The following is a 14193-nucleotide window of genomic DNA, read 5'->3' as shown; positions in this document are numbered from 1 at the left end:
GACAACGACCGTGGCGGCTTCCGCCGGGACGACCGCCGCGACGACCGTGGTGGCCGCTCGTTCGACCGTGACCGTGGTGGCCGTTCCTTCGAGCGCCGTGACGACCGGGGCGGGTTCCGCCGGGACGACCGGCCGGCCGGGCGTTCCTTCGAGCGCCGGGACGAGCGCGGCGGTCACCGTGGCAGCGACCGTCCCTTCAACCGCGACCGCCGCGACGACCGCCCGGGCTTCCGCTCCGGCGGCCACGAGCGCCCCTACGGCCGTCGTGACGACCACCGTGGCGGCACCTCCGGCTCCTTCGGGCGCCGTGAGGACAAGCCGCGCTGGAAGCGCAACGGCTGACGCCCACTGAGCTGAGAAGGGCCCGCACGATTTCCCTCGTGCGGGCCCTTCCGGCGTTTCCGGGGTCGCTGCGGGACACGGCGCGGCAACGGCGTTCTCTCCGGCCCTCGATCCACTACCGGAACCTGTGTGACGGTTGTTAGCATCCGTTGCCTTTGACTCGCATGGGAGAGCATGACCGGGGGGTCCGACACGGTCGCCACCATGCCTTTCTCACTTTTCCCTGGGGAGGGACCCTTGACCCGGCATGCCCGGATCGCACTGACTTTGGCGAGCCTTGCCGCCCTGGGTGCCGGTTCGCTGACAGCGGCCGTCCCGGCTGCTGCGGAGACCGCGCCGACGCCCGTCCAGACGGACGGCGTGTGGGGGATCGACTACGCGGGCGGCTTTCTGAGCACCGTCGAGTACCGCCCGAACGGTTACCAGTACGTGGTCGGCCGGGATATCTCGGCCGACGGATCCATGGTGCTGTCGCAGACCACCCGCGGGTTCGCCGGCGGCTTCGCGGATGGCACGCACGTCCAGCGGGTGCCGTGCGACGCCGGCGGCTGCGTCCCGCTGCGGTCCACCGGCAATCAGAACGTCGGCTACTTCCAGGTAGACGAGTACGACAGAGAACGCCTGCAGATCCATACCTCGCCGAACACGTACCACGGGACCGAACCGGCCGTGACCGGCGGCCGGTTCGTGGACACCACCGGCCGCTACTACGTCTACAACGCGGCCTCGACCGGCAAGCAGTACGTCGACTCCGTGCAGAAGTACCTCGTGCACGAGGTCCGGCTGACCCGGTCCGTCACGGCCGCCTCCGTGTGGGGCTCGGCGCTGTGGACGCCGGGGTCCGGCGCCGGCGCCGTCACCGCCTACGACCTGGAGCAGAAGAAGACCGTGGGGACGTATGCCACGGGCGCGCCCTGCACGGTCAAGGAGCTTCAGGTGGTGGGCCGTTGGGTCTACTGGAACTGCGGAAGCACGGGCGCGGCGGGGGTCTACGACCGTACGGCGAAGAAGAACATCACCGTGCCGTCCGGCCCCGTGCTCGTCGGCGACGGTTATCTGGTCCGGCACGACCGTGCGGCCGGGAAGCTGATGCTCACCGACTTCCACACCGGTACGGCCGCGGCTGCGCGCGAGGTCGCCGACCTGCCCGCCGGGAACACCGCCGACCAGCGGCGGCTGACCTGGTCGGTGGACAAGTTCGGCGGGGACATCGCGTACGTCGGCCCGGACAAGGCGATCCGTGTGGTGCAGAGCGGGGTGCCGGCGCAGCGGCTGACGAAGATCGAGTCCGAGCTGGGCGGCGACCACGTGGACGCCAAGGACTACTACTGGAACAGCACCTGGCAGCTCAACAAGCCTGCCTCCTGGACCTTTACGGTGAAGGACTCCCGTGGGCGGGTCGTGCACACCGAGGCCGGCTCCGGCACCGCCGTTGACGCCGGATGGGGCGGGATGACGGACGCGGGGACGTACGCGTACAACGGGCGCTACACCTGGACGCTGAGCGCCAAGGCGGCCGAGGGCACCGACACGTACTCCACCAGCGGTTCCTTCGGGCTCAGCGGCGGTCTGCAGGGCCACCACGACCAGGGCGGCCACAGCTACGGCGAACTGGTCACCCTCAACTCCTCGGGCGGTCTGACGCTGCACTACACCGAGGGCAAGGGCGCGTTCGACTGGAAGCAGTCCGCCTCCGGCTGGCCAGCCGGCACGGTCGCCGTCCCCTTCGGCGACATGGGCAAGGACCGTTGCGCGGAGATGCTGGTCCGCATGCCGAACGGCGAACTGCGGCGGTACGCGGGCAAGTGCGGGACGTCGTACACCCCGTCGAGCAGCCACACCTCCCTCGGCACCGGCTGGAACGCGTACAACGTTCTGACCGCGCCCGGCGACCTGACCGGTGACGGCCGGGTCGACCTGCTCGCCCGCAAGGCGTCCACGGGTGACGTCTACCTGTTCGCCAACGACGGTGCCGGGAAGCTGAAGGCGGGGGTCAAGATCCGCTCGGCGTGGACCGGTTACACGAAGATCGTGGGCGTGGGGGACTTCACGGGCGACGGCTTCGGGGATGTCCTCGCGCGGGACAGGGCCGGAACGCTGTGGCGCTACGACGGCGCCGGGAACGGGCTGCTGAAGGAACGGGTGAAGCTCGTCGCGAACTGGGGCGGGTCGTACAACGCGATCGTCGGTGTCGGGGACATCACGGGGGACGGGAAGAACGACCTGGTCGCGCGGGACACCGCGGGCAACCTGTACCGCAACCCGGGCACCGGGAACGGGACTTTCGGGCCACGAGTGAAGATCGCGAGCGGCTGGCAGGGCTACAAGGGCATCTTTTAGCCGAGCTTTTCAGCCATGCTGTGACGCATGTCACGCCCCCGGCGAGGGAATCGGTGGGGGCATGACAGATGACGGCATAGCGAGTGGGCGGTCGGACGGAAGACTCTCCGAACTCTCCGACGAGGAACGGCTTGCCCAGCTCGGCTACACGCAGGTTCTCGCCCGCCGCATGTCGGCGTTCTCCAACTACGCGGTCTCCTTCACGATCATCTCGGTCCTGTCGGGCTGCCTGACCCTGTACCTGTTCGGCATGAACACGGGCGGCCCGGCGGTGATCACCTGGGGCTGGGTCGCCGTAGGCCTGATGACCCTCGTCGTCGGCCTGGCGATGGCCGAGATCTGTTCGGCGTATCCGACGTCGGCGGGCCTGTACTTCTGGGCGCACCGGCTCGCGCCGCCCCGTACGGCGGCGGCCTGGGCGTGGTTCACGGGCTGGTTCAACGTGCTCGGCCAGGTCGCGGTGACCGCGGGCATCGACTTCGGGGCCGCGTCCTTCCTGGGCGCCTATCTCAACCTGCAGTTCGGCTTCGAGGTGACGCCGGGCCGCACGATCCTGCTCTTCGCGGGCATCCTGCTGCTGCACGGCCTGCTGAACACCTTCGGCGTCCGGATCGTGGCGTTGCTCAACAGCATCAGCGTGTGGTGGCACGTGCTGGGCGTCGCGGTGATCGTCGGCGCGCTGGCCTTCGTACCGGACCGGCACCAGTCCGCGTCCTTCGTCTTCGGCGAGTTCGTGAACAACACGGGCTGGGGAAGCGGCGTGTACGTCGTCCTGCTGGGCCTCCTGATGGCCCAGTACACCTTCACCGGCTACGACGCCTCGGCGCACATGACGGAGGAGACGCACGACGCCTCCACCGCGGGTCCGAAGGGCATCGTGCGGTCGATCTGGACGTCCTGGATCGCGGGATTCGTGCTGCTCCTCGGCTTCACCTTCGCGATCCAGTCGTACGAGGGTGCGCTCACGTCCCCGACGGGCGCGCCGCCCGCGCAGATCCTGCTCGACGCGCTGGGGGCGACGGCCGGCAAGCTGCTCCTGCTCGTCGTCATCGGGGCGCAGCTGTTCTGCGGGATGGCGTCCGTGACCGCCAACAGCCGTATGATCTACGCCTTTTCGCGCGACGGCGCCCTGCCGCTCTCCCACGTCTGGCACACGGTCAGCCCACGCACCCGCACGCCGGTCGCGGCGGTGTGGCTGGCGGCGGGAGGAGCACTGGTCCTCGGCCTCCCGTACCTGATCAACGTCACGGCGTATGCGGCGGTGACCTCGATCGCGGTGATCGGCCTCTACATCGCGTACGTCATCCCGACGCTGCTGCGGCTGCGCAAGGGCGACGCTTTCGAGCGGGGCCCCTGGCATCTCGGCCGCTGGTCGGGGCCGGTGGGTGTGGTGGCGGTGGCGTGGGTCGGCGTGATCACGGTGCTGTTCATGCTGCCGCAGGTCTCGCCGGTCACCTGGGAGACCTTCAACTACGCCCCCGTCGCCGTCCTGGTCGTCCTCGGCTTCGCCACGACCTGGTGGCTGGCCTCGGCCCGGCACTGGTTCCTCAACCCCGAGCACGAGCGCACGATCGCGCGGGAAGCGGGGCGGGTGGGGGCGCCCGAGCCGGTGGATCCGTAGCCGACGCGGCCGTGTCCCCGATACCCGATCGGAGACACGGCCAGGTGCGGCTATGCTCGGGGTGGCAACATCGCCTGGGCCCTTAGCTCAATTGGCAGAGCAGTGGACTTTTAATCCATTGGTTGTGGGTTCGAGTCCCACAGGGCCTACGGCTGGTAGGCGGGGGATATGCCCTCTGACCTGCTACGCAGCGTCCGGGTCGGCTTCGGTCGACTCGGGCGCTGACTCGTTTTCGTCGCTGTGCGTGAGCGGATGCGACGGGGTACGCTCCGCCTGGAGAGCCTTCGGCTTGCTCATGCCGACAGATCGAACTGCTTGAGCCAATCCGGATCGGCGTCGCCGACCGTCGCGACTAGGCCGCCGCAGAGCATCAGCATGTACAGGGTGAAATTGATCGGGTCGCCCCCATAGTGCTCGATCGCCTCGTTGAGCGTCACATTCGGCGCGTCCGGGTGACCGATGAATCCTGCTGCTTGGACGAGATCATCGTGCTTGATTCCCAGGCTGTCTGAGACCCACCTGACGGCATCGCGCGCCTGCTCCTCGGTGATCTGCTCCCGAGCCGCGACGAGCCAGCCCATCAGGATCGCGCAGACCGCGGTGGGATCTGAAGGATGCTCACCCTCAATGAACGACGCCCCCGGTCCCTTGGAAGGGTTGTCCATCCACGTCGCTATATCTGCGCGCAGGCGCTTCGCGGTCCGGGCACGGGAGATCTCAGAGAGGTCCGGCCTGGCATCGCGCTCCGCCTTAGCGGCTCGTGCGCTTCGGCGGCGCCGGCTGTTTCGTCCCATGGGATGAGCATGGCGGCTGTCCCCGCCGGAGGGAGCGGAAACTGCCGAGAAAGGTGACACTTCCTGCCGGTCCCGGCCGACCGCCTTGGCGCGAGAGAGGCTGAGGGCGCTCTTCAGAAGGAACCTTGCGTACGGGCGTCGATCTCAGCAGCATCGAAGGAGGCGCCGAACTGCATTGGTCTTCATCCCAGTTGGCCCCCTTGGCGTTCGTGTACAGCTCGGCCGCCACCGTCTAGGTCCTCAGTCGTACCCGGGGCGGTAGACGCGGCCGGCTCACCAACTCCGTGTGATCGGTTTGAGTAGGCGCCACGCAAGATGCGTGTCTGAATGACAACCGACCTCATCTTGCCGTGAAGGATGGGAAGTTGCCGAGCTCCGGCGTGCGGGCCGGTACCGCAATCGCCGTCTCACGGGTGTTAGTGCACTCACTCTGTAGAAGCGGTGCATGAAGCATCTTTTTTGGCGTGCGACTCAAGCGCTACCGGGGGCGGGTGAGGCTTTTGCATGTCGAATTCGGAGAAAAAGCGCGCTGCGCGCTACCGTATGAAGTACTCGGGTGAGTCATACGAAGCGGCACTTGCGGGAATCCCAATGATCGTACGCATGGGCTGGATTCTTGTGCACCGCAACAGCGCCAGTTGAATGCAATTCTATCCCTCGGTCTGTTTAATCGAGGTGACGAGGGTGCACCTCCGAAGCGATGGACCATCAACGCCCTGACGTGGTACACGATCACGGTTTCGCCGCGCTGGAACCGCCTGGTATTTATCGCGGATGCGCCAATGAACGTTGCGCAGTACCTCGTCCCGAGTAACGTAAATTTCCTGCGGGTGCCAGGGATGCGCCTTAGAGGGCGTCTGATCAATGTTCAGGCTGTTGTGGCGGTCATGTCCGTTTTGATTTGCCAGGTTGGCGTGGATTCTCCCGTCAGTTCGCGGGACATTTTGTTAGCCATCGCCCAGTGGATCACTGCTCGGGATCTCTGAGGCAGGGCTTCATAGTCCCGCGCCAGGCGGCGGTGCTGCATCAGCCAGCCGAAGGTCCGCTCGATCACCCACCGCTTCGGCAGGGGTTCGAACCCCCTCGTCCGAGGTCGCTGCACCACCTCCACGTCGATACCGAGGAGGGCGCCGTGGTTGAAGATGCTGTTCTGGTATCCGCCGTCGGCCCAGACCTTCGACACACTGGGGTGGTTCGCGGCCACGTCGTCGAGCAGGAGCTTGCCGCCGGTGGTGTCGTGCACGTTCGCGGCGGTGATGAGGACGGCCAGCACGAGACCGAGCGTGTCTGTGATCAGGTGCCGTTTGCGTCCTTTGATCTTCCTGCCGGCGTCGATGCCCTGGCTGGTCTCGGCCACGTTTGCCGAGGTCTTCACGCTCTGGGCGTCGACCACAGCAGCGGTTGGTTCGGAGCTGCGTCCGTGGGCTCGGCGGGCCTTGTCACGTAACGGGTCGTGGACCTGCTGGGTCGTGCCGTCTGCCTCCCACTTGGCGTAGTAGTCGTAGACGGTCTTGTACGGCGGGAAGTCGTGCGGCAGGTACTCCCACGGGATGCCGGTGCGGTTGACGTAGAGAATCGCGTTGACGATCTCGCGCAGGTCGTGCACGCGGGCCGCCGTACCTGGTCCTGTCCGTCTCGCCCGCCAGGCGGTAGAGACCGGCTCGATCAGAGCCCAGCGGGCATCGGACACATCACTGCGGTACGGACGGCGAACACTCACGCCCGGTGCAACGACCGGCCAACGCCATCTGTCACACAAACATCCCAGAACACCTACTACCTAGATCAGATGCCCTCTTAAAGGTGGCGTATTTGGTTCCGCGTTCGTGTTGGAGCATGTTCCGACAGGCGCGCAACTTGTAGTCACTGGCCGGTCGAGTGGCAAAGTGACTGGACGGTTGAGCACCACGGATCTTCGCATGCTGTCGCTTGATACCCCCTTGCTGTCAGAGGAGAAGCGTCTCCATGCGGCACTGCCAGTCATGGCCGACAGCGCGCAAACCCTGCTAGCCGGAATTGCCGCGAGGATGTCTTTGGCTGACCCGGCTCGGCGATGGACCACGGGTAACTGGTATTGGGATCCGTTGGAGCGTGTGGGTCGTGCGGAGGTTGAGGGACACAGTGACCCCCAGCGACGACTCTGGGGGGAGGGTGACGAGTGCAATGGACGGGATACCCCTACGCGCAGGACGTTGCGTTCGCACTAACTGACCCTGCGATCGGGGTGCACGGTGCGGAGCTCTCTACGGGGAGGCGCGGATATGAGGTGTCCCTGAAGGGATCAGTACTCAAGATTCGACGCTGATCTAAATCGGATGACCGAGTCGATCAACCTTCTCACGTAGAGAGTCGTCGAATCATGATTGAGACCCCTCAAAATGTCCTCGAAGGAATGCCGTGGTGGGCGTGCCTGCCTCTAGCGTTTCTCTTCTTCCTCCCGCTGGCCTTGGCGCGGATACTTATACCAAAGGACTCCAAATATCGCTATATGTGGTGGGTGGCTTTGTGGGAGCACCGGCGGAAGAGCGCTGCTCTAAGGCATAGATCGAAGGCTCGGGGACGAACGCCTCCGTCTCCATAAGGATGAGATGGACCTCGACCTGTACGTGGGTGTCGACGCAATCCAGGTACGTGGTGCGCATCTTCGTGGTCGGAGCTCGCAGCCTCAGCCCTTGTGATCGGGTGTGTCTGTGGCCTGCGGGTCGGGTGAGGCTTGGCCAGCCGAATCAGTAGGTGCCGGACGCGACCTGGGAACCAGCTTCGCTGCCTTTTCGGCGATCTCACGGTCCAGTTCAGGGAGCAGGCTGGTGTACGTGTCCGAGGTCAGCGTGATGGTGGAGTGCCGGAGCGTTTCCTCCACCGTGTGGATGTCGCCGCCGCCTCCGTGTGTGAGCGTTGCGGCGACGTGGCGCAGGTCCCGCAGGGTGATGGGCGGCAAGTCGGTCGTGGCGAGGATGCGGCGGAAGGTTTCCGAGACCGTCTCGAGGTGGAGCCAGGAGCCGTCTTCCTTGGTAAACACCTTGCCGGTGTTTTGCCAGGCGGTGCCCCACGTGGCGCCCTCCTTCTTCTGGCGGGCCTTGTGGTCCCGCAGGACGACGAGGTTCACGCTGTCGAGCGCGATCGTGTTCGCGCTGCCGTCCGTCTTCGGCTCGGACTCGTAGGGGTCCCAGCCGTCGACCACGATCTCCTTGGCGGGGGTGATGAGTCCGGCGTCGAGGTCGATCTCGTGCCAGTCCTGGCCGACCGCCTCGCCGCGACGAAGGCCACGGGTGCCCATCAGGTGGAAGATCGCCTACAGGCGGTCGTCCTCGGCTGCGTCGAGGAAAGCACCGAACTGCTGCGGGGCCCACACCATCACGGGGCCGGGGACCTCGCCCGTCTCACGCCAGCGCCGGACTCGTTCATCGGTCCAGAGGAGTGGCTTCGGGCGCTTGCCAGACTCCAACTCGACGTGGGACGCCGGGTTGAAGGTGATGAGCGCGCCGGCACCGGCTACAACGCCGCCCTCCTCGCCGAACGAACCACTGGTCGAGCCACTCGCCGACGGTGAGGCTGCCACATCTTTTGGTGTCACCGCGGCCGGAAAGCACGGCTGGAGCGCCGTCGGGAAGCCCCGCCACCCCTGCAGCCGCAAGGAAGGAAAGGAAGCCTGGCCAGTATGGCGAGCCGCCGGACCGACCAGATGCTGAACATCAGTGAACAATCGAGGCCGGTGTGAAAGAAATTCTGGCCGGTTCCAGTCGAAGACATGACAGGATTCCCTTAACTGGCCCACAAAGGGCCTGAGTTGGGGGAACAAGTGAGAAACGGGAGACAGAGACGCGCTGCGGTGGTAGCGCTGGGTGCGAGCGCGCTGGCTCTACTGCCGCCTTCCGCGGCTGCGCAGGCAACGGACAGCGCCACGGGCACCCACGACGCGGTCGCGGCGACCCGCACCGTGGACGCCGAGACCACCGGGGACTTCGCCGCCCTCGCGGACGCCGTTCTGACCAAACGGACCTCCGCCCTCGTGGACGGCGCCCAGGCGGCCCGACGTGCCGCACAGGCGCTGCCGCTGCAAGGTGACGTGCATGTCACCAGCCGTTTGGTCCGCAAGGAGAGCGATGCGGCGGACGTCCTGCGTGACCGCAAGGCACGGCTGGCCGACCTCGACGAGGCGTACACGGCGGCCGACACGGAGGTTGACGTGGACGAGGTGCGGGTGACCGGGGACCGGGCGACCGCACAAGTCACCGAGACCACGATGCTCACGTACAAGAAGATCCGCGGAGATGAGCCGCCGACCACCGGCTTCCAGGCGCGGCACGAGCTGACCTTCGTCGCGGCCCCGGACGGCACCTGGGAACTGACCGGGATCACTCCCCTCGACGGAGGGGGACCGGCCGCGGTGAACTCTGTTGTGGACACCGCCACGGACGGGGGCTCTCCGTCCACCGAAGCGGCGGAAGAACCGGTCGACGAGGGCGGTGCGCCGGAAGTCGACGGGCCCGCCCCCGAGGAGACGTCGGCTGGCGCGAACGAGCCTCGCGTCCAGGCGGAGGCGAAGGCCACCGTCCGGGCGGGTTACGACTACAACGACATGGCGAAGTACGCCGAGAAGTACTGGAGGAACTACAACTCCAGTTACCGCAAGTTCAACGACGTGGGCGGGGACTGCACCAACTTCATCAGCCAGGCGCTGCGTGCGGGCGGCTGGAAGAACGATTCCGGCTGGTACAAGAGCTACAAGAACTGGTGGTACAACTCCTCGAACCAGACGACGTCCTGGATCAACGTCAACTACTGGGCGTCCTTCGCCCTCTACAGCGACCGCGCCTACAACCTGGACAATGTCTATAAGTTGGGTATCGGGGACATCCTCCAGATGGACTTCACCGGCAACCGGTCCAAAGACCACTCGATGATCACCACGTACAGGAGTGGTGGAGTCCCCTACCTCACGTACCACTCGACGAACACCTACCGGAAGTCGGTGAGCAGCATTGTGGCGCAGTACCCCAATGCGAAGTATTACGCCTTCCGCACCTGACAGGCGCGGCCACCGGCCGCGGCAGCGTCGCGCCGGGCTGCTCATGGCCATGCTCAGCGCCGTACTGCTCACCGCGTGCGGTGGCGGGGACGGCGCTGAGGCGAAGTCCCCCGACCTGGCCGACCAGGACCGTTTCCTGCACGACTACGTGGAGTTCCTCAACGAGTCGGACGAGAGCGGCCTGGCCCGGCTTCTCGACGCCCACCCTCAGGGCGACAAGGACGCCCGCGCCCGGATCAAGGCATACGGCGGACAGGACTGGGACGTCCGGTGGAGCCGCGCCTCGGAGTTCGAGGGAGTGTGGAGGGTCGACCTGACCGGCACCGCACGTGCCGAGGACAGACCCGTGCGGGTCACCGAGACGGTCGCCTGGGAGCACGGGCACTGGGTAATGGCTCCGCTGCCCGGCGTCGTACCGACACCGTCGAACGCGGCGGGGACCGAACCACCTGGCTGAGCCTGGTGCCGACGGGCAGACGACAGGAGGTCCGCGTGGTCCCGGAAGGGTTCGCGCGGACCTCCGCCATGTCAGCCTCCGGCTCGATCTCCCAGGTGGAAACCGCGCCGACTGATTGCGTGACCTTTCCGCGGGAGAGGGCGCCGTCGCCCAGCGCGAGCCGAGGCCCTGCCCGATCCACGATGCCGAACACCGCTGACACGAGAGCTTCCGCTGATCAGCGGCAGGTCCTGCGTGAGCGATGCGTGAGCGGATGATGCGGCAGAGGCCATCACGGCGTGGACTGAGCCCAGGGCGATACTCCCCCTGACCAGGTAGTTCCGAACCCCGAAATAGCGTCCGGAACCACCCAGCAAGCTTTGGCCAGGACTTTTAATCCATTGGTTGTGGGTTCGAGTCCCACAGCGCCTACCGGTGGCGGGGAAGGCAAACGCCCTCTGACCTGCTACGCAGCGTTCGGGTCGGCTTCGGCTGGCTCGGACGCTGACTCGTTTTCGGGTGATCCGTGCCGTCTGGGCAACCGCGCTGTGTGGGGCCGGTGCGGTTGGGGAAGCGATGGGGGTGCTCTCTTTCGGGTGGCGCTGCATTCGCTCACGCACACAGGCGCAATGAGGTTTCTTCGACTCCCGTCGCCTCAACCGTGATGCGGAGGACGAGGCGGCGGGGGCGGCATCGTCGACAGGTCGGGGGCCGGTTCCGGCCAGACCAGCAGGGCCGGGCAGGGGGCGTGGTCGACGACGAAGCGGCTGGTGGGGCCGAGGCTGCGGGGGCCGAGGTGGGTGCGGTCGCCGTCGCGGGCCAGGATGAGCAGGTCGGCGCCCTCCGCCGCGGCGACGACCTCGTGCTCGATGCGGCCGGTGCGCCGGGCGCGCGTGCAGGGCCGGCCCAGGCGGTCGGCGGCGGTCCGGAGGAGTTCCGCGGCGGAGGTGGCGGCCAGGTCGCTCAGGCGTGTGCCGGGATCGCGGTCGGGGCGGCCGCGGCCGAGCAGCCCGGCGAAGGCGCCGTGCGCCGCACCCGGGACATCCGCCGGGGTGACGTGCAGCAGGACGATGTCGGCGTCCGCGGGGGCGTGGGTGCGGGCGGCGTCCACGCAGGCGGGCCAGGTGCCCTCGACGATCCAGACGACCACGGCCATGGCGTCAGCCTCCTCCGATCGCGGCCAGTGAGGCCCACAGTGCCAGTACGGAGGCGCCCAGACTTGCCGGTACGGCATACACACCGAGACGGGTGAACTCCCTCAGCTCCACCTCGCCTTCGTGGGCGTGCACGATGCGCCGCCACAGCAGGGTGGCCAGCGAGCCGGCGTAGGTGAGGTTGGGGCCGATGTTCACGCCGAGCAGCACGGCGAGGACGGCGCCCGGCCCGGACGGGGCGGTCAGCGGCAGCAGGACCAGGACCGCGGGCAGATTGTTGATCACGTTGGCGAGGACCGCGGCCAGCGCGGCGATGCCGAGCAGGGCGGGCAGCCCGGTGCCGTCGGGGATCAGTCGGCCGAGCGCCGAGTCGAGACCGTTGTCGACGACCGCCCGTACCACGATGCCCAGGGCCAGTACGAAGGCGAGAAACGGCACCGAGGCCGCGCCGAGCAGCGCCTTCGGGGTCGTGCGACGCCGCAGGAGGGCCCGGGTGGCGAGGGTCAGCGCGCCCGCCAGGGCCGCCCACGCCGGATCGATGCCGAGCGCGGAGGTCAGCACGAACCCGGCCAGCGTGCACGCCACCGTCACCAGGGCGAACAAGGGCAGTTCGGTCGGCTCGGTGCCCGACGGGGCCCGCGCGCCCGCGTCCAGGTCCGTGGCGAAGAACTTGCGGAAGACGACGTACTCGACGGCGATCGCCGCCAGCCAGGGCAACGTCATCAGCGCGGCGAACCGGGTGAAGCTCAGCCCGCTGGCCGCGAACGCCAGCAGGTTGGTCAGGTTGGACACCGGCAGCAGCAGCGAGGCCGTGTTCGACAGGTGGGTGCAGGCGTAGACGTGCGGTTTGGGGCGGGCGCCCAGCCGGGCGGCGGTGGCGAACACCACCGGCGTGAGCAGCACCACCGTGGCGTCCAGGCTGAGCACCGCCGTGATCGCCGACGCGGCCAGGAACACCTGAACCAGCAGCCTGCGCGGCCGGCCCGCCGCCGTACGCGCCATCCACGCCCCGCACGCCTGGAACAGCCCTTCGTCGTCGCAGAGTTGGGCGAGCACCAGGACGGCCGCCAGGAATCCGATCACCGGACCGAGCTGTTCGGCCTCGGCCCGCGCGTCGTCCAGGGAGACGGCCCCGACGGCGACCACGAGCGCGGCGGCCGGAACGGCGACCACCGCCTCCGGCAGACCGAAGGGCCGCACGACGGCGCACACCAGCACCAGGACGAGCAGAGCCGCGGACAGGGTCTCCGCGAGCGGGGTGTTCAGGGTCGTTCCTTCCGTACGGCGGCGGAGGGCGGGTTGGCCGGGCCGCCCTCCCGTGCGGTGGCGGACGGGCCGCCGGTGAATCACGGCGAACGGTACCTGCGGAGGGTAAGGAGGCGGCATCTCACGTTTTGGGTTGCGTCCATCCGTGAGGCACGGTTAGCTGTGCCTCACGGATACGCCCCTACTCAACCGTGAGGTCCGACGATGGTCGCCAACCGCACCACCACCGAACAGATCCCCGCCGCCGTCCCCGTCCGCGTCTTCGGCGGCCCCACCGCCCTCATCGAGTACGCCGGCCTGCGACTCCTCACCGACCCCACCTTCGACGCCCCGGGCGACTACCCCCTGGGCGGCGGCCGCGCGCTGACCAAGACCGCCGCCGCCTCCGCCTCGCCCGCCGAACTCGGCCGCATCGACGTCGTGTTGCTCTCGCACGACGAGCACCCCGACAACCTCGACGTCTCCGGCCGTGCGCTGCTCGCCGGCATACCGCTCACCCTCACCACGCCCAGTGGCGCGGGACGGCTCGGCGGTACCGCGCGAGGACTGGCGGACTGGGAGTCCGTGGAGGTGGACCGGTCCGGTGGAGGGTCGATCACGGTGACCGGGGTGCCCGCACTGCACGGCCCGGGGGAGCGCGAGGAACTCGAAGCGGTCGTCGGTCAGGTCGTCGGCTTCGTACTGACCGGCGAGGGTCTGCCCACGGTGTACGTCAGCGGCGACAACGCCCAGCTCGGGCCGGTCGAGGAGATCGCCGAGCGGTTCGGGCCCGTCGACACCGCCGTCCTCTTCGCCGGTGCCGCGCGCACGGCCGTCCTCGACCGCCAGTTGCTCACCCTCGACAGCGCCCGGGCCGTGGAGGCCACCCGGATCCTCGGGGCGCGGCGCGTCGTTCCCGTCCACTTCGACAGCTGGGCCCACTTCACCGAGGGGCGGGAGGAACTGGTGGCCGCGTTCACCGCGGCGGGACTGGCCGACCGGCTTCAGCTGGGCTGATGGACGGCGGCCTCACAGGAATGTCACAGCCCGGCCCGATAAGTCCCCAGTGACGCATGGCGGGTTCCCGCCAGTCCGTGATCTTCCCTCCGTGAACTATCAACAGAAATCGGTCCCTTGAGGAAAGCTTGGCGATCATCCGGAAGCACCATCCGGACCGCGGCGGTCGAAGGTGCCCGACCCGGCCGCCGATGCCTACGTTCCTTCAGCACCAG

Annotated in this window: 9 protein-coding genes, 1 tRNA gene and 2 pseudogenes; 7 read left to right on the top strand and 5 right to left on the bottom strand. The window is 67.8% G+C overall.

Annotated features, from left to right (window positions below; genetic code table 11):
• The 4 genes and pseudogenes from ACZ7L6_RS29650 to ACZ7L6_RS29635 form a co-directional block, all read left to right on the top strand.
• Positions 1 to 342, top strand: a pseudogene (locus ACZ7L6_RS29650) (DEAD/DEAH box helicase); the annotation flags it as partial.
• Between the two features lie 237 nt (positions 343 to 579).
• A complete protein-coding gene (locus ACZ7L6_RS29645) occupies positions 580 to 2682 on the top strand; it encodes an FG-GAP-like repeat-containing protein (protein ID WP_471929130.1) in 2103 nt (700 codons plus the stop codon).
• A 61-nt stretch (positions 2683 to 2743) separates the two neighbouring features.
• Positions 2744 to 4303: an amino acid permease gene (locus ACZ7L6_RS29640; protein ID WP_471929128.1), complete on the top strand. Its 1560-nt coding sequence runs from the start codon at positions 2744 to 2746 to the stop codon at positions 4301 to 4303.
• Positions 4304 to 4379: 76 nt separating this feature from the next.
• Positions 4380 to 4452 (top strand) — tRNA-Lys (locus tag ACZ7L6_RS29635).
• A gap of 144 nt (positions 4453 to 4596) precedes the next feature.
• Here ACZ7L6_RS29635 and ACZ7L6_RS29630 read toward each other — a convergent pair.
• From ACZ7L6_RS29630 to ACZ7L6_RS29620, 3 genes and pseudogenes are all read right to left on the bottom strand, one after another.
• Positions 4597 to 4968, bottom strand: a complete 372-nt coding sequence (locus tag ACZ7L6_RS29630; protein WP_471929126.1) for a hypothetical protein — start codon at positions 4966 to 4968, stop codon at positions 4597 to 4599.
• Between the two features lie 997 nt (positions 4969 to 5965).
• Complete coding sequence (locus ACZ7L6_RS29625; protein WP_471929124.1) at positions 5966 to 6817, bottom strand: IS5 family transposase; 852 nt, start codon at positions 6815 to 6817, stop codon at positions 5966 to 5968.
• Between the two features lie 945 nt (positions 6818 to 7762).
• Positions 7763 to 8584: pseudogene (locus tag ACZ7L6_RS29620) on the bottom strand (site-specific integrase); the annotation flags it as partial.
• Positions 8585 to 8926: 342 nt separating this feature from the next.
• Between ACZ7L6_RS29620 and ACZ7L6_RS29615 the strand changes: the two are divergent.
• Together ACZ7L6_RS29615 and ACZ7L6_RS29610 are read left to right on the top strand one after the other, a co-directional pair.
• On the top strand, positions 8927 to 10126 hold the full coding sequence (locus ACZ7L6_RS29615) for an amidase domain-containing protein (protein ID WP_471929122.1): 1200 nt from the start codon (positions 8927 to 8929) through the stop codon (positions 10124 to 10126).
• A 43-nt stretch (positions 10127 to 10169) separates the two neighbouring features.
• Complete coding sequence (locus ACZ7L6_RS29610) at positions 10170 to 10583, top strand: hypothetical protein (RefSeq protein ID WP_471929120.1); 414 nt, start codon at positions 10170 to 10172, stop codon at positions 10581 to 10583.
• Positions 10584 to 11217: 634 nt separating this feature from the next.
• Here the strand turns inward: ACZ7L6_RS29610 and ACZ7L6_RS29605 are convergent.
• Complete coding sequence (locus ACZ7L6_RS29605) at positions 11218 to 11718, bottom strand: universal stress protein (protein WP_471929118.1); 501 nt, start codon at positions 11716 to 11718, stop codon at positions 11218 to 11220.
• Between the two features lie 4 nt (positions 11719 to 11722).
• Entirely contained in the window at positions 11723 to 12982 is a 1260-nt protein-coding gene (locus tag ACZ7L6_RS29600; RefSeq protein ID WP_471929423.1) for an SLC13 family permease, read from the bottom strand.
• 204 nt (positions 12983 to 13186) lie between these two features.
• Between ACZ7L6_RS29600 and ACZ7L6_RS29595 the strand changes: the two genes are divergently transcribed.
• Positions 13187 to 13978, top strand: a complete 792-nt coding sequence (locus tag ACZ7L6_RS29595; RefSeq protein WP_471929116.1) for an MBL fold metallo-hydrolase — start codon at positions 13187 to 13189, stop codon at positions 13976 to 13978.
• The last annotated feature ends 215 nt before the right edge of the window (positions 13979 to 14193 follow it).

This window comes from Streptomyces sp. NPDC107522 (assembly GCF_055657525.1).
Note: the sequence above shows the minus strand (reverse complement) of the source record. Positions and strands in the feature narration are given on the sequence as shown.